The sequence below is a fragment of the Croceivirga lutea genome (genome assembly GCF_014235875.1).
In the GTDB taxonomy this organism is placed as follows: domain Bacteria; phylum Bacteroidota; class Bacteroidia; order Flavobacteriales; family Flavobacteriaceae; genus Croceivirga; species Croceivirga lutea.
On the sequence record NZ_JACJUK010000001.1, the window covers coordinates 277,032 to 301,394 of the forward strand.

At 34.7% G+C, this 24,363-nt stretch carries 19 protein-coding genes; 17 read left to right on the forward strand and 2 right to left on the reverse strand.

Annotated features, from left to right (window positions below; genetic code table 11):
- Positions 1–10: 10 nt before the first annotated feature.
- The 9 genes from tilS to H5V42_RS01380 all read left to right on the forward strand — a co-directional run bounded on the left by tilS (position 11) and on the right by H5V42_RS01380 (position 13,770).
- Positions 11–1,321, forward strand: a complete 1,311-nt coding sequence (gene tilS, locus H5V42_RS01340) for a tRNA lysidine(34) synthetase TilS (RefSeq protein ID WP_185781314.1) — start codon at positions 11–13, stop codon at positions 1,319–1,321.
- A gap of 44 nt (positions 1,322–1,365) precedes the next feature.
- Positions 1,366–3,765 (forward strand): penicillin acylase family protein, encoded by a 2,400-nt coding sequence (locus H5V42_RS01345; RefSeq protein WP_185781315.1) that lies wholly within the window; start codon positions 1,366–1,368, stop codon positions 3,763–3,765.
- Positions 3,766–3,861: 96 nt separating this feature from the next.
- A complete protein-coding gene (locus H5V42_RS01350; protein WP_185781316.1) occupies positions 3,862–6,648 on the forward strand; it encodes a carboxypeptidase-like regulatory domain-containing protein in 2,787 nt (928 codons plus the stop codon).
- Positions 6,649–6,651: 3 nt separating this feature from the next.
- Positions 6,652–7,887 carry a DUF4249 domain-containing protein gene (locus H5V42_RS01355; protein WP_185781317.1) on the forward strand — a complete coding sequence of 412 codons (1,236 nt, stop codon included), beginning with the start codon at positions 6,652–6,654 and terminating at the stop codon, positions 7,885–7,887.
- A complete protein-coding gene (locus H5V42_RS01360; protein ID WP_185781318.1) occupies positions 7,884–9,209 on the forward strand; it encodes a DUF4249 domain-containing protein in 1,326 nt (441 codons plus the stop codon). The genes H5V42_RS01355 and H5V42_RS01360 overlap by 4 nt, the downstream gene beginning before the upstream one ends.
- A 7-nt stretch (positions 9,210–9,216) precedes the next feature.
- A complete protein-coding gene (locus tag H5V42_RS01365) occupies positions 9,217–10,971 on the forward strand; it encodes a hypothetical protein (RefSeq protein ID WP_185781319.1) in 1,755 nt (584 codons plus the stop codon).
- A 48-nt stretch (positions 10,972–11,019) separates the two neighbouring features.
- Entirely contained in the window at positions 11,020–12,555 is a 1,536-nt protein-coding gene (locus tag H5V42_RS01370) for a YifB family Mg chelatase-like AAA ATPase (protein WP_185781320.1), read from the forward strand.
- A gap of 60 nt (positions 12,556–12,615) precedes the next feature.
- Positions 12,616–13,191, forward strand: a complete 576-nt coding sequence (locus tag H5V42_RS01375; protein WP_185781321.1) for a Crp/Fnr family transcriptional regulator — start codon at positions 12,616–12,618, stop codon at positions 13,189–13,191.
- 96 nt (positions 13,192–13,287) lie between these two features.
- Entirely contained in the window at positions 13,288–13,770 is a 483-nt protein-coding gene (locus H5V42_RS01380) for an SRPBCC family protein (protein WP_185781322.1), read from the forward strand.
- Positions 13,771–13,793: 23 nt separating this feature from the next.
- On the opposite strand, the gene H5V42_RS01385 is transcribed toward H5V42_RS01380, so the two are convergent.
- Entirely contained in the window at positions 13,794–14,237 is a 444-nt protein-coding gene (locus H5V42_RS01385) for a hypothetical protein (protein ID WP_185781323.1), read from the reverse strand.
- 178 nt (positions 14,238–14,415) lie between these two features.
- On the opposite strand from H5V42_RS01385, the gene H5V42_RS01390 reads away from it, so the two are divergent.
- From H5V42_RS01390 to H5V42_RS01405, 4 genes are read left to right on the forward strand one after another with little or no spacing between them, the layout of a single operon-like run.
- On the forward strand, positions 14,416–15,603 hold the full coding sequence (locus tag H5V42_RS01390) for an Nramp family divalent metal transporter (RefSeq protein WP_185781324.1): 1,188 nt from the start codon (positions 14,416–14,418) through the stop codon (positions 15,601–15,603).
- Positions 15,604–15,609: 6 nt separating this feature from the next.
- Positions 15,610–16,344 (forward strand): 5-oxoprolinase subunit PxpA, encoded by a 735-nt coding sequence (gene pxpA / locus H5V42_RS01395; RefSeq protein WP_185781325.1) that lies wholly within the window; start codon positions 15,610–15,612, stop codon positions 16,342–16,344.
- The gene (pxpB, locus tag H5V42_RS01400; RefSeq protein ID WP_185781326.1) at positions 16,341–17,072 is read left to right on the forward strand and encodes a 5-oxoprolinase subunit PxpB; all 732 of its coding nucleotides are present in this window, start codon (positions 16,341–16,343) and stop codon (positions 17,070–17,072) included. Before pxpA ends, pxpB begins: the two co-directional genes overlap by 4 nt.
- Complete coding sequence (locus H5V42_RS01405) at positions 17,065–17,904, forward strand: 5-oxoprolinase subunit C family protein (RefSeq protein ID WP_185781327.1); 840 nt, start codon at positions 17,065–17,067, stop codon at positions 17,902–17,904. Before pxpB ends, H5V42_RS01405 begins: the two co-directional genes overlap by 8 nt.
- Here H5V42_RS01405 and H5V42_RS01410 read toward each other — a convergent pair.
- A complete protein-coding gene (locus tag H5V42_RS01410) occupies positions 17,901–18,629 on the reverse strand; it encodes a nitroreductase family protein (protein ID WP_185781328.1) in 729 nt (242 codons plus the stop codon). The genes H5V42_RS01405 and H5V42_RS01410 overlap by 4 nt on opposite strands.
- Positions 18,630–18,864: 235 nt before the next feature.
- Between H5V42_RS01410 and ilvD the strand changes: the two genes are divergently transcribed.
- Genes ilvD through ilvC form a run of 4 tightly spaced genes read left to right on the forward strand, consistent with a single transcriptional unit; the run spans position 18,865 to position 24,331 of the window.
- The gene (gene ilvD, locus H5V42_RS01415; protein ID WP_185781329.1) at positions 18,865–20,541 is read left to right on the forward strand and encodes a dihydroxy-acid dehydratase; all 1,677 of its coding nucleotides are present in this window, start codon (positions 18,865–18,867) and stop codon (positions 20,539–20,541) included.
- Between the two features lie 11 nt (positions 20,542–20,552).
- Positions 20,553–22,286: a biosynthetic-type acetolactate synthase large subunit gene (gene ilvB / locus H5V42_RS01420; protein WP_185781330.1), complete on the forward strand. Its 1,734-nt coding sequence runs from the start codon at positions 20,553–20,555 to the stop codon at positions 22,284–22,286.
- 7 nt (positions 22,287–22,293) lie between these two features.
- On the forward strand, positions 22,294–22,827 hold the full coding sequence (gene ilvN / locus H5V42_RS01425) for an acetolactate synthase small subunit (protein WP_185781331.1): 534 nt from the start codon (positions 22,294–22,296) through the stop codon (positions 22,825–22,827).
- 28 nt (positions 22,828–22,855) lie between these two features.
- Positions 22,856–24,331 (forward strand): ketol-acid reductoisomerase, encoded by a 1,476-nt coding sequence (ilvC, locus tag H5V42_RS01430; protein ID WP_185781332.1) that lies wholly within the window; start codon positions 22,856–22,858, stop codon positions 24,329–24,331.
- Positions 24,332–24,363 lie beyond the last annotated feature (32 nt).

The following is a 24,363-nucleotide window of genomic DNA, read 5'->3' on the forward strand; positions in this document are numbered from 1 at the left end:
CCCCAATGTATTGCTTAAAAAATTTGAAAAACATATAGAAAAATGGCGATGGCAAGAAAATAAAACACCACTACTTATTGCGTGTAGTGGCGGCTTAGATAGCGTAACCTTGGTTCATTTATGCCAACAATTAAATCTAGAATTTGCCATTGCCCATTGTAACTTTAATCTGCGAGGATTAGAGAGTGATGCAGATGAAGTTTTAGTTCGATTATTAGGTGAAAAGCTTCACAAAAGAACATTTATAAAATCATTTGACACTAAAAAAATTACTGAACAAATAGGAGGTTCAATTCAAATGGTTGCCCGTGAACTTAGATATGACTGGTTTGATGAACTCATGGAAAAATATGGATACAAGGCGTTACTAACCGCGCATCAGTCAAATGATAGCTTAGAAACTTTCTTAATAAACCTAAGTAGGGGAACGGGTCTTGCCGGTTTAACAGGTATTCCTGAACATAATGGAGCAATAAGAAGACCGCTATTACCTTTTAGTAGAGGTGAAATTTGGAACTACGCCAAGTCCGAAGGGTTAGAATGGAGAGAAGATAGTAGCAATACAGACACTAAGTATTTGCGCAATAAAATAAGGCATGAGCTAGTACCAAAACTTAATGAACTCCACCCAACATTTTTACAAAATTTCGAAAACACCTTAAATAGATTAACGGTTTCTGAGCGCTTGCTCCATCATTACAAAATACAATTGCAAGAAGAATTGTTCAAAATTGAGGATGATATTATTTCAATTGAAATTGAAAAATTAAAAAAGCATAAACCAGACCAAAACTGGATGTATTTTTTATTTTCAGATTACGGTTTTACGCAGTGGGCAGATGCTTTAGCATTGTTAAATGCTGAAAGTGGTAAAGAAATACGTTCACAAACGCATAGACTTTTAAAAGATAGAAACCATTTGTTACTTAGAGAACTAAAATCAATACAAGATGCTATCTTTTTTATAGGTGAAGAAGATGCATCTATAGAAGAACCCCTTAGTCTTGAATTTAAAAGCACAACGGGTATTAAAGAACTAGGAGCAGATATTATTTATGTAGATTATAACAAGATTAATTTTCCTTTGGTATTACGAAAATGGAAAGAAGGAGATTGGTTTGTACCTTTTGGAATGTCAGGAAGGAAAAAAGTAGCAAAGCTTTTAAAAGATGAAAAACTTGATGTTTTTGCCAAAGAGAACATTTGGGTTTTGTGTAACAAAGATGAAATTATTTGGGTAGTAGGTAAGCGTTCAGATAATAGATTTAAAGTAGATAAAGACACAAAAAAAGTCTTAAAAATAACCTTAAAAGGCAATTGAATTGAGTAAACAAACTAATACTATTCTAAACTAAACATATTAAAATGAAAATCGTAAAGAAGCTACTTTTAGGGCTGTTAATTATAGTAGGACTCGTGCTTTTAATCGGATTTCTCTTTGTAAACTCGCTAACACCGACCTACGAGGGAGAAAAAGAATTGCAAGACTTGTCAGACAAAGTAGACGTATATTTTGATACCTACGGAATTCCACATATTTATGCTACAAATGAAGAGGATGCCCTTAGAACTTTAGGTTATGTTCATGCTCAAGATAGATTGTGGCAAATGGAATTGCTGCGAAGAGCTGGTTCAGGTAGGCTTTCAGAGGTTTTTGGGGAACTAACCGTAGAAACTGATAAGTTTTTTAGGTCTTTAGGTATAGACGAACACAACGCCAGAAATTTAGCAAACACAGATACTAATGACCCTGTTTTGAAGCTAACAGAAGCCTATTTAGATGGTATTAATCAGTTTATCGCAGAAGGCCCAACCCCAGTAGAATTCTATTTAACAGGATTAGATAAAAGTGAGTTTACCCTTAAAGATGTAATGAATGCGGTTTCTTACATGGGTTTTACTTTTAATAAAGGCGCTAGAGATATTGTAAACACCAATTTGGTTCATAGTTTAGATTCTGTCTATACCAAAGAATTATTTAATGAAAATCCCAATGACGCAATTAAAATACCGGTAACTAACAGTGATTCTATCACCACAACGGCCATGGTGTATCACAATCAAATCCAAAAAGCTTTAGAAAATTTACCAATTCCAGAAATTTATGGAAGTAATAGCTGGGTGCTTTCTCCAGAGAAAACCGCAACAGGTAAGGTACTTTTTGAAAACGACCCGCATATTGCCCAAGCGCAACCATCAGTTTGGTATGAAGCTCATTTGGTAACTCCAAATTATGAGAAATATGGTTATTATTTAGCTGGAGTTCCCTTTCCATTATTATCACACGATAGAAATATGGCACACGGTTTTACCATGTTAGCCAATGACGATACCAATTTTTATTATGAAGAAAATCATCCTTCAGATACAACTTTATATAGGTATAAAGATGAGTGGCTGAGTTATAAATATGTAGAGCATGTTATAAAAGTTAAAGATGCAGAAGATGTAAACTTCACGGTTAAAAGAACTCATAGAGGTCCAATTGTTAATGAAAATTATGCTAATAGAACCAGAGTTAAAGGAGAAAAACCAGTGAGTATGTATTGGTTATTTACCCAGTTTGACAACCAATTACTTCATGGTCTTTATGGTATCAATCATGCCGCAAATATTAAAGAGTTTCAAGAATCGTTACCAAAAATTCATGCTCCAGGTTTAAATGTTATGTATGGTGATAAAGAAGGAAACGTAGCATGGTGGGGCACAGCCAAATTATATAGATTAGCAGAGGGTGTGAGTACAAAATTTATTCTAGATGGTGCTTCAGGAGAAGATGACCCCGTAGAATTTTTACCATTTTCAGCCAATCCACATGCCATTAATCCTAAATCCAATTATGTATATTCTGCAAATAATCAACCAGATTCTACTTCGGGTATGTTTGTCCCCGGATATTTTGCGAGTTCAGAAAAAAGGGCAGGTAGAATTTTAGATGCCATGAACGCTAAACCAAGCGGTTGGTCAAAAGAGGATATGGCCAATTTAGCTAACGATGTTAAGCTAAGACCAGCAGAAAGCTTTGTTGACAGTTATTTTGCGGAATTTGAAACAACTGATTTTTCAGATGAGCAGCTAAACTTTATTGAAGCTTTTAAAGCTTGGAACGGTACTTTTAGCAAAGAAGACAGCCTTGGATTGTTTTACGAATATTTAAGAGAAAATTTACATGCAGCATTATTTGCAGATGAATTTGAATCTATTGAAGTATATAGTTCTTATGGTGTTCAATTAAAACTAGATAAAGTATTTAAAAATGATACCTCTCTTTGGTGGGACAACCAGAAAACAGAAAATATTAAAGAAACCAAATCTGATATTCTTGCCCAGACTTTTAATACTACATGGCAAGAAGTTTCTGAAAGGTTTGGTGATAACCCAAAGGAATGGAAATGGAATAAAGTTCACTTTTTAGAACATGACCATCCTATAGGGAGAGTAGCCTCTTTACGAGCGTATTTTAATGTTGGTCCGTTTCCTTCACCTGGCACAGGCGGTACTTTAAATAATCAAGGATTTAAAGATATGCCAGATGGAAGTTTTAAGGTTACAAGTATTCCCTCAACAAGAAGAATTGTTGATTTTTCAGATATTGAAAATAGCATTAGTATTTTACCAACGGGTCAGTCAGGTAATCCGTTAAGCCAATTTTACAAAGACCAAGCAGAAATGTATGTCAATGGGGAATTTAGAAAAATGATGATGAATGAAAATGAGATTAAAAAAACCTCCGAGCTTAAATTAACATTTATACAAAAAAACTAGTTGTTCGTTTTTCTTTTGGTTTTTTTCTGGGTAAGACTGCAGATGTTATAAGTTTAATCACTACTTTACTTACTTAAAGCCAACCAAAAAACGAGAATGCGAATAACAACTTTTCTGGCTACAGCACTTATTTGGTGCTGTATACTTGTTTGTAATTTAGCAAATGCGCAAAAGTCTACAGAAACTGTCACTTTTGAAAACACCCCCTTTTATGATGTTTTAACCACTGTAGAATCAAAAACTAGCTATAAATTTTTCTATTCCAAAGATTGGTTACCAGAAAATCTAGTTAGTGGAACCTACACGTTGACAAGTTTAGACGAGTTTCTTTCGCAGATTTTAGATGAAACTACCTTGAATTACTTTATACGTGAAGAAGAGGGTAGAATATTCTTACTTCAGAACAGTATTGTTTATGATGAGTTGCCAGCACAATTTTTTGGAATCACAGACACTGTGCAAACTGTAAATAGGGTAGTTACTAATACCAATATACCGCCGCCATCTTTTTATGATGTACCTAATCAACAGCAACAAAAAAAGTATTTACCGGTTAAAGTTGGTAAGTCTGATAAAAACAACCTCAAATCATTTTACCAACTTAGTGGGAGCGTTGTAAATGCAAGAACAAAAGAACCTATACAAGATTTAGCCATAAGAATACAAGGGTCTAATAACGTAACAGTAACTAATGTAAATGGTATATATGCTATGGAAATACCTGCAGGTTACAACAGCTTAGAGTTGACCGCCATGGGTATAGAAAGTGCAGTGAGACCAGTAATAATGTTTAATGATGGTGTTGCAAATTTTGAGCTGAATGAAGGTTTACAAGAACTAGATGAAGTTATAGTTGCTGCTGATGCTATTAGTAACGTAGAAGATACCCAAACAGGCGCCGAGCAAATAACATCAGAAGAAGCAAAAGATATTCCATTAGTATTAGGTGAACGTAATATTTTAGAAGTAGCTAAAGCCTTACCTGGTATTTCATCGGCAGGAGAAGGCGCAACCGGATTGAATGTGAGGGGTGGTAAAACAGACCAAAATTTGGTTTTACTAGATGATGCTGTTATTTACAACCCAACACACTTTTTTGGAATTTTTCAGGCTTTAAATCCGTTTACAACAGAACGCGTTAATATTTATAAAGGTTCAATACCTGTTGAATTTGGAGGTCGACTTTCTTCAGTATTAGATATAGAAACTAAAAACGGCAACAACAAAAAGTTTGCTGCAGAAGGCTCTATTGGCCCTGTAACGGGTAATTTGGCTTTGGAGATTCCGGTTAAAAAAGATACTTCTGCTTTAATTGTAGGAGCTCGTGGAGCTTATGCAGATTGGATTTTAAATTCATTAGATGATGAAGATTTAAAGAATAGTAGCGCATCATTTTTTGATGGCATTGTAAAGTACAATCATCGATTTAATGAAAACAGCGATATAAAATTCACAGGATACTACAGTAGAGACGGTTTTAGTATAACATCAGATTCTTTATACAATTACACTAACCGATTGTTTTCTTTAAAATGGAATCATCAGCACTCTGAAAAAACACGTGGCGTCTTAGATTTAGCCAATAGTGATTATCAATTCGGAATCGATTTTGATGGTGAGGGTAATCGTGATTTTGAATTAGATTATGCTATAAATGAAACGGCATTGCAATACCTTTTAAAAACCAATCTAAACGAAAAACATAGACTTACCTACGGTATCTCATCAAAGTTTTATAGTGTAAATCCAGGTAGTATTGCTCCTAAAGGGGCCGAATCTGATATTGAAAATTTTGCAATACCAGATGAACAGGCGGTTGAAGGAGCCGTTTTCTTAGGAGATGAAATAGCGTTGTCTGATAAACTAACGATAGATTTAGGGGTTAGATATGCATTTTATGCCGCCCTTGGAAGTGGTACACAACGAACGTATGAAGAAGGTTTACCTAGAAATGAAACCACGGTTAATGACACCATTAGTTATAATAGTGGAGAACTAATTGAAACCTATGGTGGGCCAGAAGGTAGAATCTCAGCTAGATATTTGTTAAAACCAAATTTATCTGTAAAAGCAAGTCTGCAAAACTCCTATCAGTTTTTACATACCTTATCTAATAACACAACAATTTCCCCAATAGATACTTGGAAGTTGAGCGATTTGAATTTAAAACCACAGACAGGCTACCAAGCGTCTTTAGGGCTTTTTAAAAATTTAAATGAAAACATGTTTGAATTGAGTTTAGAGGGCTATTACAAGCGAATGCAAAATGTACTCGATTTTAAAACGGGAGCTAATCTATTTTTAAATGAAAATGTTGAAACAGAAGTGTTGCAAGGTGATGGTAAGGCCTATGGCGTTGAATTTTTGCTCAAGAAAAATAGGGGAGACCTAAATGGTTGGTTGAGTTATACCTATTCAAGGTCTTTTTACAGATTTGATAGTGAGTTTAGTGAAGAGCGTATTAATGACGGTTCATATTTTCCTTCAAATTTTGATAAGCCGCATGATATAAGCCTTATAGCTAATTATAAACTAACTAGACGATTTAGTTTTTCTATGAATTTTGCTTATCAAACAGGTAGACCCGTAACGTATCCTGTTGGAACTTTTAGATTAAATAATGCAGATTTTGTGGTCTTTAGTGACCGTAATGAGTTTAGAATTCCAGATTATTATCGTTTAGACTTAGGTTTTAATGTTGAAGGAAACCACAAAAAGAAAAAATTAGCACATAGTTTTATTACATTTCAGGTATACAATGTATTGGGTAGAAATAATCCATATTCAGTATTTTTTGTAACAGAAGATGGTGAAGTAAAAGCATTGCAAAGTTCCATATTTGCGGTACCTGTACCTTCAATAACTTATAATTTTAAGTTTTGATTTATGAAGGTTAGAGGTATTGTACATACAATGATTATTATGACAATGTGTCAATCTTGCGTTGAAGAAATTCAACCCGTAAAATTTACGGCCGAAGAACCATATTTAGTAGTCGATGCTAGAATTTCTGACAGACCTGTGCAACAAAAAGTACTATTATCTAGAACCTTTCAATTTAATGAAGAGCCTGTTTTTGAAACCAAAGCCCAAGTTTATATCACGGGTAGTAATGGTGCTAGGTTTAACTTCATAGAACAAGAACAAGGGTCCTACTATAGTGAAACGGAACTCAATTTAATTGAAACAGAGAGTTATCAATTACATATAGTTCTAAGTAACGGGGAATCATTTGTTTCAAATCCAGAATTTTTACCCCAAAAAGTAGAAATTGAAAATATAAATCCTGTCAGAGAATTAAACAACTTTGATGAAGAAGGCGTTAGTATTTATGTATCCAGTATTTCACAACCGGGCAGTCCGTCTTTTTTTAGGTACGAGTATGAAGAAAGTTATAAAATTATCGCCCCAAAATGGGATCCATTTGAATTTGAAGTAATCAGATATGAGCCCTGCTTTCCAAATCCATTTGTTGTAGGTTTAAAAACAAGAGAAATAGAACAACGTATATGTTATTCAAGTAATTTATCTACAGATTTAATCTTAGCATCCACAGCAGACCAAACCGAAAATGAAATCAATAAAAATATTCGCTTTATAAAACGTGATAACTATATAATCTCACACAGGTATAGTATTTTGGTGCACCAATATGCACAAAGTTTAGAAGCGTATACTTTTTATGCACAACTAGAAGATTTTTCCTCTTCTGAACTTCTGTTTTCTCAAGTTCAACCTGGTTTTATAGCTGGTAATATTTCTTCTACTATGAATTCTTCAGATGAGGCTATAGGTTTTTTTGAGATAAGTTCTTACAGTTCTAAAAGAATATTTTTTAATTATGAAGACCTTTTCCCAGGAGAAGATTTACCACCATACCCAATTAATTGCGAAAATTTAGGAACACCATTGTTATGGCCAGAAGGTTATCATTGTGCCGCTCCCGGTGTTTGTGATGGAAATTGTGAGTCTCCATTAATAGAACAAATATTAGCTGGGTTATTAGTATTTGCAGGAGAAAGAGAGAATGATTTTAGAATTCCATATTATACTTTACCTAGAGCTTGTGGCGATTGCACACAATTAGGAAGTAACATAAAACCAGAATATTGGGTAGAATGAAATTGATTAAAAAGTTTACATATCTTTTAGTAGTAATTTCTATGGGATGTTTTTGGGCATGTGTAGAAGAATTGCCTATAGAAACCTTTGAAATTGAAGAAGATGAACGTGCTTTAGTTATTGAAGCAATTTTAACTGATGAAGTTAAAAGACAAGAGGTTTTACTAAGTAGAATTGATACTAGACTAGATTTAGTAACTGATACTACATATACGCCCTACATAACTCCTGGTATTCGGCCTAAGGATACTATTAATGTAGAAACCGGAGCTGAGATTGTTATCACAGATTCTAATAATAATCAGTTTACATTTTCAGAGGTGCAAAACGGAACCTATGTATCTAATCAAGAGTTTGGATTAAGTACAAATTCAACTTACACAATGAACATAAGAACCCGTAATGGAGCAGAGTATGTTTCTGATATCTTACAATTACAAGGTGAATCACAAATAGCAAATGTTTATGCAGAACGCACCACAAGTGAATTAGGAGTAGAAGGTATAGCCATTTATGTAGATAGTGCTCCCGTTTCCGGCAACGCTAAGTATTATCGATTTGGGTATGAAGAAACCTATAAAATTATTGCTCCTTTATGGGATGAAGACGAGTTTGTGCTATCTAACTACGACCCATGCGCATTGCCAGTACCAACTTATGATTTAGAAATAGTTCCAAGAACTGTTGAAAATAGAGTTTGTTACAATACGGTAGCATCTAATACCATAGAACTATTCAATGCTAAAACTAATGCAAATGCTTCGGTTGAAAAACAGTTGGTACGGTTTATAGGAAAAGAAAATTTTATAATAAGCCATCGCTACAGCATTCTTGTTAAACAGTACATACAGTCTGCGGATGCCTTCTCATATTTTGAAGCATTGAAAAGTTTTGCAGAATCAGAAAGCCTTTTTTCTCAAGTGCAACCTGGAGCACTGTATGCCAATGTTTCTAGAGTTAATGGCAGTCAAGAGCCTGTTTATGGTTATATAGATGCGGTTAGTGTTTCGCAAGAGCGCTTGTTTTTTAACTATGATGATTTTTTTCCTGGTGAAGAATTACCAGACTATCCTTTTAACTGCGGGTTGTTTTCTGCGCCAGAATCACATGTATCGTATTGTTTTACAGGTGAAACAATGAATACTTGCCCACCATCGGTTATAGAAAGTGTAGACCAAGAAATAATTACTTACTATGGACCTAATGAAGAAGGGGTGGCAGTTACAGCATCTTGCCCAGGACCATATGTTTTTACACCACGTATTTGTGGTGATTGTACCCTATTAGGTGAAAATGTTGTACCCGATTTTTGGATAGAATAATTTAATTATGAAGCAGATACTTTATTCTTTAGTACTCATTATATTGATTTCGTTTTCATCGAAAGCCCAATACGTGGTAAGAAATGCGAGCGAATTAGAGAATTTAAAAAGTTTACCCCAAGAGAAAGTCTATCTGCATCATTCTGGACCAGTAATTTTTAGTGGAGAATATTTTTATTATGCCTTTTACTGTTTAGATGCTCAAAAAAGTAGAAAGTCTGCAATAAGTACCGTTGGTTACATAGCAGTAATAAACGATAAAAATGAATACGTTCTTGAGCAAAAAATAAAATTAGAAAAAGGCTTGGCTCAAGGTGATTTTTTTGTGAATACAGATTTACCGTCGGGCATCTATAAAATATTAGGGTATACCCAATGGATGAAAAATAACGGAATTTCGCAAGTTTTTAAAGATGATTTGGTAATTATTAATCCATATAAAAACAGCCGAGATGATATCCATACTAATGATGCTAATATAATAGTAGAAAATCTAGAAATTTCACAAGATTCTGCTACAATTGCCCTTGAGGTAGAAAAAAGTATTTTTAAGAGTAGAGAAAGGGTAAAATTGACCCTCAAAAACTATAAAGGACAATTAGGGTATGGTGATTACACTATTAGGGTTCAAAAAAAGGAAGAGCTACCTTTTACAACTACCAATACAGCAATACGTTTTACCCATAACTATTTGAAGGTTGATAAAACAATTACTAATAGAATTGGTGATAGTATTTACTTGCCAGAACAACGTGGAGAATTGCTTTATGGAACTGTTTTAAATGCAAACACCAAAACACCAGCTGTTGATAAAACTGTAGTTATTTCCATACCTGGAGAAGAGTTTCTTTTAAAGTTTGCTAAAACTGATAATGATGGTAATTTTTATACCTATGTAAAAAAAGATTACAAAACTTCCAATGCGGTTTTTCAGGTGAATGATTTAGAAACTAACTATAATATTCAACAAAAGACACCAACGAAATTAGATGTTTCAGATTTATCTTTTAGGCCTTTAGTTTTAGATAAGAATTATAAAAATGCAATACTTAGAAGAAGTATCGACAATCAATTAGAGAATCAGTTTTTTTCCCAAAAACCAGATTCGGTTTTATTAGGTGATATTATAGACCCATTCGATGGCGGTGTACCAGAGACGGTGTATTTAGATGATTATACTCGTTTTAAAACCTTACAAGAAACCTTAGTTGAACTATTAAATAAAGCGGGTTATCGAAATAATGGTAAAGACGCTGATTATATACGAATAGCACAAGATTTTGAAACCTTTGATGAAGATTACAATAGTTATCCTGCAATTGTATTAATAGACGGCGTATTTATTCCTAATCACGAAGAAATTAAAGATTTTGAAGCCCAAAAAATAGAATCTATAAGTTTGATAAGAGACCAATTTAGATTAGCAGATAAAGATTATCAAGGTATTATGGCTATAAAAACCTTTGAAGGTGATTATTTTAATAATTACAAATCCAAGTATGGAATAACCGCTGAAATTTGGAAACCCATCCCTAAAAAAAATTACTACAGACAAGAATATGCTGCGGAAAACAACAATTTTGAAAATATTCCAGATTATCGAAGAATCTTATTTTGGCAACCCCATATAGCGGTAGAAAGCAATCAACTTCAATTTGAATTTTTTACATCTGATAGTAAAGGTGAATATGAAATAATTCTAGACGGATTTACAACATATGGTAAACCCATATACAATTCACAAACTATAATTGTGGAGTAAATAGGCCATTAAGTAAGAAATGAACTATTTTCGTTTAAAACACAAACCATGCTTACTAAAGTTTTCGGCAGCGCTGTCTTTGGCGTTGAGGCAACTACGATTACCGTTGAAGTAAATATTGATAAAGGTATTGGTTACCACTTAGTGGGTTTACCAGATAATGCCATTAAAGAGAGCAATTATAGAATTGCTGCAGCTTTAAAGAATAACGGTTATAAAATTCCTGGAAAAAAAATCACCATTAACATGGCACCTGCCGATATGCGTAAAGAAGGTTCGGCATACGACCTTACATTGGCAGTTGGTATTTTAACTGCATCTGGCCAAATAGCATCAGAGAATTTAGACAAATATCTAATTATGGGTGAACTGTCACTCGATGGAACCGTGCAGCCAATAAAAGGGGCATTACCAATAGCTATACAAGCCCAAAAAGAAGGTTTTAAAGGATTTATTCTTCCGAAAGATAATGCTAAAGAAGCAGCGGTAGTTAGTAAATTAGCAGTTTACGGTGTTACCTCTATAGAAGAGGTAATTAATTTCTTTGATAAGGGAACTCCATTAGAGCAAACGGTATTAGATACAAGAGCAGAGTTTTATAAAAACCTAGAATTTCCAGAATTTGATTTTTCAGATGTAAAAGGACAAGAAAGTATAAAGCGATGTATGGAAATTGCTGCGGCTGGTGGTCATAATATTATTTTAATAGGTCCACCAGGAGCAGGAAAAACAATGTTAGCAAAACGATTACCCTCTATTTTACCTCCCATGACCTTACATGAAGCCCTAGAAACCACAAAAATTCACAGTGTTGTAGGCAAGGTCAAAAATATGGGTTTAATGGGCCAGCGCCCTTTTAGGTCTCCTCACCATACCATTTCTGATGTAGCCTTAGTAGGTGGAGGGGCGTATCCACAACCTGGAGAAATTTCATTGGCACATAATGGAGTGTTGTTTTTAGATGAATTGCCAGAATTTCAACGAAGTGTTTTAGAGGTAATGCGTCAACCCTTAGAAGATAGAGAGGTAACTATAAGTAGGGCACGTTTTACGGTTACTTATCCAAGTAGTTTTATGTTGGTAGCAAGTATGAACCCAAGTCCAGGTGGCTATTTTAACGACCCAGATGCCCCAGTAACTTCTTCGCCTGCCGAGATGCAAAGATATCTAGGTAAAATATCTGGTCCTCTTTTAGACCGTATAGATATTCATATAGAGGTAACTCCCGTACCTTTTGAAAAACTATCAGATGAACAAAAAGGGGAGAGCAGTGTAGAAATACGTAAACGTGTAACTGTGGCAAGAGAAATTCAAACTTCTCGTTTTAACGACTTACCAAACGTTCATTACAATGCCCAAATGTCTACAAAACAAATTCGGGAGTATTGTAAACTAGAAGAATCATCAAAGCTGTTATTAAAAAATGCTATGGAAAGATTGAATTTATCAGCACGAGCCTATGACCGTATTTTAAAAGTAGCACGAACTATTGCAGACCTTTCCAATGCTGAACACATACAAGGAGAGCATATAACAGAGGCAATTCAATATCGTAGTCTAGATAGAGAAGGTTGGCTGGGGTAAGAGGCATTTTCAACGTATCTTTTTTACTTATAAAAAAGCGAAAATCATTATTTTTAGGGCATGCAAATGCTACGAGATTATTTTAGTCAGTTTGGTGAGCTTTCCGAAGAAAACATGCAAATTCTTTTGAGTAGTTGTAAACGCGGAAGTTTGGCTAAAGGAGAAGAACTTGTTCAAGCGAATGACTGGGTAGACAGTATCTATTTTGTTGAAGAAGGATTTTTACATTACTACACAGATACGGAAAATGGTGACCGTTGTACCTTAAAGGTAGTTAGCCCTAATTACTTCTGGACCATGTTAGATGAATTCTTCAATCAAAAACAAACCATAGATACATGTGTAGCCTTAACAGAGGTCTCTTTTTGCGAAATAAAAAGACAAGATTATAACGCCTTAAAAGAAAGCAATAAAACCATAGCTAGTTTTATTCATTCAGTCACCGAACAAATTTTATCATTAAAGGTGATAGAAGCTAATAATAAGTCTAAAATGACTGTTGAAGAACGCTATATAGATTTGTTAGAAAACAATCCGCAAATGATTCAAGAAGTTCCCGTGGGTATTATTGCTTCGCATATTGGCACATCAAGAGAAACTCTTCACAGAATTCGCAAGAAGCTAGCGGCAGCCTAGCTTTTGGAATTGGTAATTGTGTCAATTGACACAAAATTAATCGCTACAAAATTGGAATTTTATCAAGAAGAAAATTGATAAAAATACAATATGAAAATGTTAGCTAAGCTTTCGCTATTTATGCTTCCTTTAGTAATTATAGCTCAAAACAATCCAGATAAAACGTTTGTAGAATCCGTTGTTTTAGAAACAAGTCCAGAAAATGCTTGGAGTGCCATTACAGACTTTTCAAATTTTAATTCTTGGGATAGTAATGTGGTGGCTGTAAAATGTCCAGAAGAGTTAAAAAACAATCAAGTTTGTCAAATGATTTCTAATACAGGTGAACTTATTGAGGTAGAATTGGTAGACCGTGTAGAAAATGAGTTTTATATCATCAGGTATAAATTATCTTCAGGTAATTTCTTTATTAAACGAAGTATAGAAAATACTGATAATGTAACCATTACAGAAACTGCTTGGTTTACAGGAATATCTAAAAAGACCTTTGAAAAGTATAAAGGGGAAGATTATGCTTCTTTTATGAAAAACAGAATGCAATCTTTTAAGGTCTACTTAGAAGAAGATTATGGAAAATAAAAAAAGGGCTGAATGCCCTTTTTTTATACTGCTTTTAAATTTACTTTCAGACCTTCTATGATACCAATTACATATTTAACAGTGTCTTTGAGGTAATACTTTACCAAAATATGTGGTATTCTAATATTGGTGAAGCCGTTTTTAAAAGAATGCATAGCTTCTTCTAATTCACCTAGGGCTTGTTTATGTGTCATCAATTCATAATCAGTTCCTATATCAATATTTAGCTTAACTCTAGAGATAGCAATATCAACAGATTTATTACCGTCCCACCATTCTAACATGGGGTTAACTCCGGCATTTTTTAGGGCGTAGTATAATTGTATTGCCTCTTTGGGAGTGTCTTTTTCTTTAATGATATTTTCAATCAGCTTTCTGTGTCGTTCACACAGTTCAACTCCAACAAGGTCCATTGCTTTTTTATGGTCTTCGTAGCCCAATGGACTAAAACACTCCTTACATGTCATTTCAGTAGGTCAGTTTAATTTTATTAATAAGATTTGGGACTATAATAACAGAACCATTTTTGAAATAGTATGCGTATTCGATGAAAGTCGCCCGTTTAATAGATGAACTGCAAAATTTTAGACGAATGGTATTTTGGTTGTTGAGAAAATGCTAAATTGAGTGGTTTATATTTTAAGCGTGAAAAAACTAGGCCCAGGGTTATTAATAGCAGCGGCATTTATAGGTCCAGGAACTATAACTGCCTGTACAATTGCTGGTGTAGAATTTGGATATTCTTTATTGTGGGCATTATTATTTTCAATTCTAGCCACTATTATATTGCAAGAAATGTCTTCTCGTTTAGGTTTAATTTCTAGACAAGGCTTAGCCGAGGCAGTACTAACAAATTTACCTTCAAAGCTTATACGTAATTTGATAATAGGCATAATGCTTTCCGCAATACTCATTGGTAATGCAGCTTATGAAGGTGGCAATATTGGTGGGGCAGTTTTAGGTTTACAAGCTTTATTAGGGTATAAACTTTCTAATTTGTATCCACTTTTAATAGGAGGCATTGCCTTTATATTACTGTGGTATGGTAATTATAAAACTATTGAGCGTGTTTTTATTGGACTAATTTTTTTAATGAGTCTATCATTCATAATAACAGCATTGTTAACCAAACCAAATCTACTCGAGGTACTTAAAGGGTTTGTTCCAACATATTCTGATTCCAGTATTTTTACGGTAGTTGCGTTAATAGGAACTACAATAGTTCCCTATAATTTGTTTTTACATGCTTCTTTAGTTAATGAAAAGTGGCAAGGAGAAAAAGATTTAAAAACTGCAAGAAATGATACCATTATTTCTATTGCCATTGGTGGTTTTATTTCTATGGCCATTGTAATTGCAGCAACAGCAATAGATATTAAGGAAGTAACAGGTGCACAAGACTTAGCCAGAGGATTAGACCCCCTATTTGGCAGCTATGCAACGGTTTTTATGGGTATTGGCTTGTTTACCGCCGGTATTACTTCTTCAATAACTGCACCATTAGCAGCAGCTTATGTAGCCAATAGTTGCTTTGGATGGAACGCCAATTTAAAAGATATAAGATTTAGACTGGTATGGATTTTAGTTCTAAGTAGTGGCATGCTGTTATTATACTTAAAAATTAAACCTATTGAAATTATCAAATTTGCACAAATTGCTAATGGCATTCTATTACCCTTAATTGCGATTATTTTAGTTTGGTCATTAAATAAGTCAGATAGGCTAGGTAAACATGCTAATACTAGAATTCAAAACATACTTGGATTTTTAATAATACTCATAACGTTAGCCTTAGGTATAAAAACCATTGGTAAGGTGTTTGGACTATTCTAGAAAGTTATGCTAACAATAGATATTAACTGCGATGTAGGCGAAGGTGTAGGTAATGAAAGTAAACTACTACCACTAATTAGTTCTTGCAATATTGCTTGTGGAGGGCATGCCGGAGATGAGGAAACAATGGCCAATACTATTATACTTGCCAAAAAACACTGCGTAAAAATTGGTGCTCATCCCAGTTATCCAGATAAAGAGAATTTTGGAAGAAAAGTGCTAACTATTTCTGAGAGTAAATTAAAGAAGAGTCTAAAGCAACAGTTAGAATTATTTCAAAAGATTATTAAAGCAAATAATGCCAACTTACACCACATTAAGGCGCATGGTGCTTTATATAATCAATCAGCAATTGATAAAGATTTGGCGAATTTATTTTTAGAAGTTGTACAAGATTTTGGTAATTACCCTATTTATGTACCGTTTAATTCAGCAATTGAAAAGCTAGCCTTAGAAATTAATTATCCTATAATTTATGAAGCTTTTGCCGACCGAAATTATGACGGTAATCTCAAACTTGTTTCTAGAAACCAAAACAACAGTCTAATCGAAGAACCTAAAGCCGTTTTAGAACATATAAAACGCATGTGTTTAGAAAGAAAAGTAAAAACTATCGATGGTCAACTGTTACCTATAAAAGCAGAAACGTTTTGTATTCATGGAGATACGCCTTCTGCTTTTAAAATATTAACGTATCTTCATAATCAATTGCCCAATCAACAGCTGAAAATCTTAAAGTGAGTCAATACAATATTACAATTGAACCCTTCGGTGAATCTGCACTAATACTAACATGGCCGAACGAAGTAAGCGAATCTATTTTACACGATATTATTTCTTTTCAAAATCATTTAAAGACTAAACTTTCAAGTTCATGGGAGTTTGTTCCTGTTTATAATTCGTTAACCCTAATAAATCAGTTTGAGAATTTTGAGTTTGATAAACTAAAAGCGAAACTTTTAAATTGGCACCAAGGCGGAACTCAAACTCAAAAAGCAACCAATTACTTATGGAAGTTTCCGGTTTGTTATGATGAAGAATTTGGGCTAGATTTTGATAGGTTAGAAGAACAAATTGGATTGAATAAAGAAGACATTATTCATGCCCATACATCTCACGAGTATACGGTTTACGGTATTGGATTTTTACCAGGATTTATGTATTTAGGTGGTGTACCAAAAATTCTTGAAACCGCAAGATTAGAGAATCCAAGACTAAAGGTAGCCTCAGGTTCTGTTGGTTTAGCTGGTAAGCAAACAGGAATTTACCCTGCAGAATCACCTGGTGGTTGGAACATTATAGGGCGTTGTCCTGTACCCATGTTTAATTTAAAATTAGAGGAACCATGTGTGGTTAATGTGGGTGATAAGGTTGCTTTTTTTTCAATTAGTAAAGCAGAGTATGATGTGCACATTATCCAAGCTGAGGTCGGAATTTTAAAACCAGAAAAAGTTAGTTTAGATGCTTAAGATTTTAAAACCTGGTTTTTATACCACGCTTCAAGATAAAGGTAGATTTGGTTACCGTAATATGGGTGTTCCAGTATCTGGTTGTATGGATGCTGTAGCTCCAGAAAAATGTAATCTTTTACTAGAAAATTCTGCCAGCGCTGCAGTGTTAGAAATTACCATGACGGGCCCTACTGCAGAATTTGAAGAACCTACTTTTATTAGCTTAGGTGGTGCTAAGGTTGAAGCTTTTTTAAATGAAGAAAGCTTAGAATTGTATAAAATATATCAAGTTAATAAAGGAGATAAAATAAGCTTCGGAAAGTTGAAGTTGGGTTTTAGAAATTATTTAGCAGTCAAAGGTGGTTTTACTACAACAAAAACATTAGAAAGTGTTTCTCAACATCACTTAATTACAGCAGAAGCCAGTATCAAAGCAAATGATGAGGTTCCATACAACGGTAACTCTGATTTTTCACCTAAAGTATCTGAATTAAGAATTGAAGATTACCTTAATGAAGTAACGTTAGAAGTATTTAAAGGGCCAGAATTTTCGTTGTTGTCAAAAAAACAAAAAGAACAACTTTTAGATAGCGATTTTACTGTTGCCAAAGAGAACAATAGAATGGCCTATCAATTAGAAGAAACTATTGAGGAGCATACACATTCAATACTTACCTCTGCAACCTTGCCAGGCACAATTCAGCTGACACCAAATGGCAAATTAATAGTTCTTATGAGAGATGGGCAAACCACGGGTGGTTATCCTCGTATTTTACAATTATCTGAAAAAGCAATTAGTGTTCTAGCTCAGAAAAGAGCAGGTAATAAAGTAAAGTTGAAACTGGTTTAAACTTCATAATAGACCTCTTTAAAAGGTACCCTAAAGCGTTTGCCATAAATACCATTTTCACTACGAACACCACAACCAATTACCATGTTAATTTCTGCAGACGAAGGTAAATTCAATATTTTCTTAACTTTTAAAGAATCAAAACCTTCCATAGGGCAAGTATCGTAGCCGTTGCTAGCCATACTAATCATGAAATTTTCAGCTGCAAGGGCCGCACTTTTATGACCAACAATGCGAATATCCGATTTTCGAACTTGTCTATAAATAGGTTTGAATAATCCAATAACTTGAAACATCAGAAATTTAAAGCATCCTAAAATTCCAAGAAAATCCGTATAAATTGTTGGTATAAGTTTTTTATAGTAGTTCAATGCAAACTTTTCTCGTTTGCTATATTCACTAACAGGTTTTTCGCCGTAGGCATTCTTTAAGAAGCTTACATTGGCCTCAGCTCTTTTTCGCCACAAATCTTTTCTTACCACCACTACTACCATGTTTTTAGCATATTTGGCAGCATTTTGCCCCAAACAAGCTTCTGTAAGTTTGGTCAGCTTATCACTTGATGTAACGTGATAAAATTCCCAAAGCTGCAGATTACTGCTAGTTGGAGCAAGGGTAGCATTTTCAATACAGTGTTTGATAATGTTTTTGTCTAAGCTAATTTCCGCATCAAATATTCTTACAGAACGTCTGTAGTGAATAGCTTCAGTAACTGTTTTTTCCATAGCCAACAAAAATACATGAAAATGTAGGTTAAACTAACAACTTCTAGATAGTTAAATTAAATGAATATTACAGAAATGACAGGCTTATTATTCTGTAATTCAATTTGTTAGATGTTTTTGTGTCGTAGTGAATTTAAAACCCTTTTTTGTGTTAAAACTTTAAGGTAATTCAAACCTATATCTTTGAATTCTAGAAAAACTATGGCTTTTTCTCTTATTTGAAGTAAATAATACAATGGAATTAAATAAATACAGTAAAAACGTTACTCAAGACCCAACACAACCTGCTGCACAAGCAATGCTTTATGCTTTAGGTTTGACTGAAGAAGACTTAAAAAAGCCCTTTATCGGAATTGGAAGTACCGGTTACGAGGGTAATCCTTGCAACATGCACTTAAATGATTTGGCTAAGCATGTAAAAGAAGGTGTACAATCTAAAGATTTAGTAGGTCTAATATTTAATACCATTGGCGTGAGTGATGGTATTTCTATGGGTACATATGGTATGCGTTATTCTTTACCGTCTAGAGATGTTATTGCAGATTCTATGGAAACTGTTGTACAAGCCATGAATTATGATGGTTTGGTAACTGTAGTGGGCTGTGATAAAAATATGCCTGGGGCCTTAATGGGAATGATTCGTTTAAATAGACCTTCAATCTTACTTTATGGAGGTACTATTGCCTCTGGGTGCCATAACAATAAAAAATTAGATGTGGTATCTGCTTTTGAAGCTTGGGGTGAGAAGGTGGCAGGTTCAATAGATGAAAAGGAATACAAATCTGTGATTCAAAAAGCATGTCCTGGTGCAGGCGCATGTGGTGGTATGTATACGGCAAATACTATGGCTTCAGCTATTGAAGTGTTAGGTATGTCTTTACCTTATAGTTCATCGAACCCAGCTGTAGGTTCAGAAAAAAACAATGATGGTAAAGCGGCCGGCGAAGCAATACGCTATTTAATAGAAAATGATATTAAACCGTTAGATATTATTACCAAAAAATCATTAGAAAATGCAGTGCGCTTAATCACTGTTTTAGGCGGTTCAACAAACGCAGTATTACACTTTTTAGCAATAGCTAGAGCAGCAGAGATTGATTTTACTTTGGCTGATTTTCAACGCATAAGTGATACTACACCATTCTTAGCAGATTTAAAACCAAGTGGAAAATACTCCATGGAAGACTTACACAATGTAGGTGGTGTTCCAGGTGTTATAAAATTTATGTTAGCTAATGATATGTTGCATGGAGATTGTCTTACCGTTACAGGTAAAACACTTGCTGAAAACATGAAAGATGTTCCAGGCTTACATGAAGGTCAAGATGTAGTTCACGGTTTAGACAATCCAATAAAAGAGACCGGTCACTTAAGAATACTTTATGGTAATCTTGCAGAATTAGGTTCAGTAGCTAAAATCACAGGAAAAGAAGGATTACATTTTTCTGGTCCTGCTAAGGTTTTCAATGGAGAATTTGAGGCAAATGCAGGTATCCGTGATGGATTGGTAAAAAAAGGAAATGTGGTTGTTATAAGATATGAAGGTCCACAAGGAGGACCGGGTATGCCAGAAATGTTGAAGCCAACAGCTGCAATAATGGGTGCAGGTCTTGGTAAGGATGTTGCGCTTATTACAGATGGTAGATTCTCGGGCGGCACCCACGGTTTTGTGGTTGGCCACATTGCTCCAGAAGCACAAGAGGGCGGTAATATCGCATTTGTTGAAGATGGTGATATCATAACAATTGATGCAGAAGCTAATACAATTTCGGTCGCAATTTCAGATGAAGAGTTAGCTAAGCGTAAATCAAGTTGGGTAGCCCCTAATTTAAAAGTTAAAAAAGGTAGTTTGTATAAATATGCTAAAACAGTTTCATCGGCCTCTAAAGGTTGTGTTACTGATGCCCTTTAAGTAATTAGCCTATGGAAACAGTAAAAGCAACAGCTAAAAAAGAAACAGCTAAAAAAAGTATGCGTATAACAGGTGCTGAAGCCGTAATTAGATGCTTATTAGCAGAGGGTGTAGACCTTATTTATGGTTACCCTGGTGGAGCTATTATGCCAGTTTATGATGAGCTTTATAAATTTCAAGATGAATTAACTCATATATTAACCCGTCATGAGCAAGGTGCTACGCATGCCGCTCAGGGTTATGCGCGAGTTAGTGGTAGAGTGGGTGTAGCTATGGCCACTTCTGGTCCAGGAGCAACAAACCTGGTAACAGGTTTAGCAGATGCTCAAATAGACTCAACGCCAATGGTGTGCATTACAGGGCAGGTAGCAAGACATCTATTAGGTTCAGATGCATTTCAAGAAACTGATATTGTTGGTATTTCAACACCAGTTACCAAATGGAATTATCAAATAACTAGAGCAGAAGAAATACCAGAAATTTTAGCTAAAGCGTTTTATATAGCTAAATCTGGTAGGCCTGGACCAGTATTAATTGATATAACAAAAAATGCACAGTTTGATGAGTTAGATTTTGACTACAAAAAGTGCACTGGAGTACGTAGTTATAAGCCAGTTCCAAAACCAGATAATAACGCTATTGCTAAAGCGGCAGAACTTATAAACAAGGCTAAGAAACCTTATGTAATTTGGGGTCAAGGTGTTATTCTTGGAGAAGCCGAAGAGGAACTTAAAGCGTTAATTGAAAAAACGGGTATACCTGCTGCATGGACTATCATGGGTGAATCTGCGATTCCTACCGAACATCCCTTAAATGTGGGTATGGTTGGTATGCATGGCAATTACGGACCAAATGTTCTAACAAACGAATGTGATTTGTTACTAGCAATTGGTATGCGATTTGATGACCGAGTTACGGGTGACTTAAATACGTATGCTAAACAGGCTAAAATTGTACATTTTGAAATAGACCCAGCTGAAATCAATAAAAATGTAAAAGTTGATGTTGCCGTTTTAGGTAACGCAAAAGAAACATTAGCTGAAATACTACCATTAGTAGACAAGAATTCACACGAAGCCTGGCTTCAAGAATTTGCAAAAAAACATCAAGAGGAGTATGATGTTGTAATTAAAAATGATATTACCCCTACAAAACCTGGCTTAACCATGGGTGAGGTTATTGAAGAAGTTAATAAAGCTTCGGGCCAAAAAGCGGTAATTGTTACAGATGTAGGACAGCACCAAATGGTTGCCTGTAGATATGCTAAGTTTAAAGAAAGTAAGAGTAACATTACTTCTGGTGGTTTAGGAACTATGGGCTTTGCCTTACCTGCTGCCATTGGCGCAAAACAAGGAGCTCCTGACCGCGAAGTTGTAGCCGTAATTGGTGATGGGGGTTATCAAATGACTATTCAAGAGTTAGGTGTTATATTTCAACATCAAATTCCAGTTAAAATTTTAGTCTTAAACAATGATTTTTTAGGAATGGTTAGACAATGGCAGCAACTATTTTTTGAAAAAAGATACGCTTCTACTGTGATGACGAATCCAGACTTTGTAAAAATTGCTGAGGGCTATCATATTAAAGCCAATAGCGTTTCAGAAAGAAAAGACCTAGCAGCCGCTGTAAAAGAAATGATAGACTTTGAGGGTCCATACTTTTTAGAAGTAAAGGTTGAAAAAGAAGATAACGTATTTCCAATGATTCCTTCTGGAGCATCAGTTTCAGATATTAGATTGAAATAAGAACTACATGGATAAGAAAATATTTACCATCTCGGTTTATTCAGAAAATAATGTGGGTTTACTTAACCGTATTTCAGGAATATTCCTAAAGAGACACATCAATATAGAAAGTCTAAATGTTTCTAAGTCAGAAATTGACCAAGTTTCAAAATTTACCATTGTAGTCAATACAACAGAGGATTGGGTAAAACGTATTGTACAGCAAATTGAAAAGCAGATAGAGGTTATAAAAGCGTATTATCACACAGATGAAGAAACTATTTTTCAAGAAACCGCATTGTTTAAAATAAGTTCTGATTTACTTTTTGATGAACCTTTAATTCAGAATGCAATCAGAGAAAGTAATTCAAAAATAGTTACCGTACACAGAGATTTTTTTGTTTTGGCAAAAACTGCGCAAAGAAAAGAAATTGAGGCAATGCATGATTTGCTTGCGCCTTATGGAATTATGCAATTTGTACGTTCTGGTAGAATTGCGGTATCAAAAGAGGCCATGCTAATTTCTGAAATGTTAGAAGAATTTCATAACAATAATAAATAACTACTAATCGAGTATAAACACTTTTAAAATGACAAATTACTTCAATACACTATCACTTAGAGACCAATTACAGCAATTGGGAAAATGTAGATTTATGGATCCAAGTGAGTTTACAGATGGTGTTCAAGCTTTGAAGGGTAAAAAAATTGTAATTGTAGGTTGTGGAGCCCAAGGTTTAAACCAAGGTTTAAATATGAGAGATTCTGGTTTAGATATCTCTTATACTCTTCGTGAAGCAGCTATTAAAGAACAAAGACAATCCTATAAAAATGCAAAGGAAAACAATTTTAATGTAGGCACTTATGAAGAGTTAATACCAACTGCAGATGTAGTTATCAATCTAACCCCAGATAAGCAGCATACAAATGTGGTAAAAGCAGTTATGCCTTTAATGAAAAAAGGAGCAACGCTAACGTATTCTCATGGTTTTAATATTGTGGAAGAAGGTATGCAAATACGTGAAGACCTTACTGTAATTATGGTTGCGCCTAAAAGCCCAGGTTCTGAGGTGAGAGAAGAATACAAAAGAGGTTTTGGCGTGCCAACCTTAATTGCAGTACACCCAGAAAATGACCCAGAAGGTAAAGGGTTAGCGCAAGCTAAAGCATACGCTGCCGGCACAGGTGGTGATAGAGCGGGAGTATTAGAATCTTCGTTTGTGGCTGAAGTAAAATCAGATTTAATGGGTGAACAAACTATTCTTTGTGGTTTGTTACAAACGGGTTCTATTTTAAGCTTTGATTTAATGGTAGAAAAGGGTATTGAACCAGGCTATGCCTCAAAATTAATTCAATACGGTTGGGAAACCATTACAGAAGGTCTTAAACAAGGTGGTATTACCAATATGATGGACCGTCTTTCCAATCCAGCAAAAATCAAAGCTTTTGATTTAGCTGAGGAATTAAAGGTTATTATGAGACCATTATTTCAAAAGCATATGGATGATATCATGAGTGGTCATTTTTCTAAAACGATGATGGAAGATTGGGCAAATGATGATAAAAATCTATTAACGTGGAGAGCAGAAACAGGAGAGACTAATTTCGAGAAAACTCCAGCTGGTAATGATGATATTTCTGAACAAGAATATTATGATAACGGGGTATTAATGGTTGCTTTTGTAAAGTCTGGCGTAGAACTTGCCTTTGAAACAATGACAGAGTCAGGTATAATAGCAGAATCTGCGTATTATGAATCTTTACATGAAACTCCATTAATTGCGAATACAATAGCACGCAAGAAGCTTTTTGAAATGAATAGAGTTATTTCAGATACTGCGGAATATGGTTGCTATTTATTTGACCATGCATGTAAACCCTTATTAACCGATTTTATGAAAACCGTTGATATAGACGTTATAGGCAAAACCTATAATGAAGAGAACGATAATGGTGTAGATAACAGAAGATTAATAGCGGTGAACAAAGCGCTTAGAGAACATCCGGTTGAAATTGTAGGAGAGAGATTGCGAGCTTCAATGACAGCTATGAAGCCAATAGCATAATAGTAAAAAGGCAGGTTAATCACCTGCCTTTT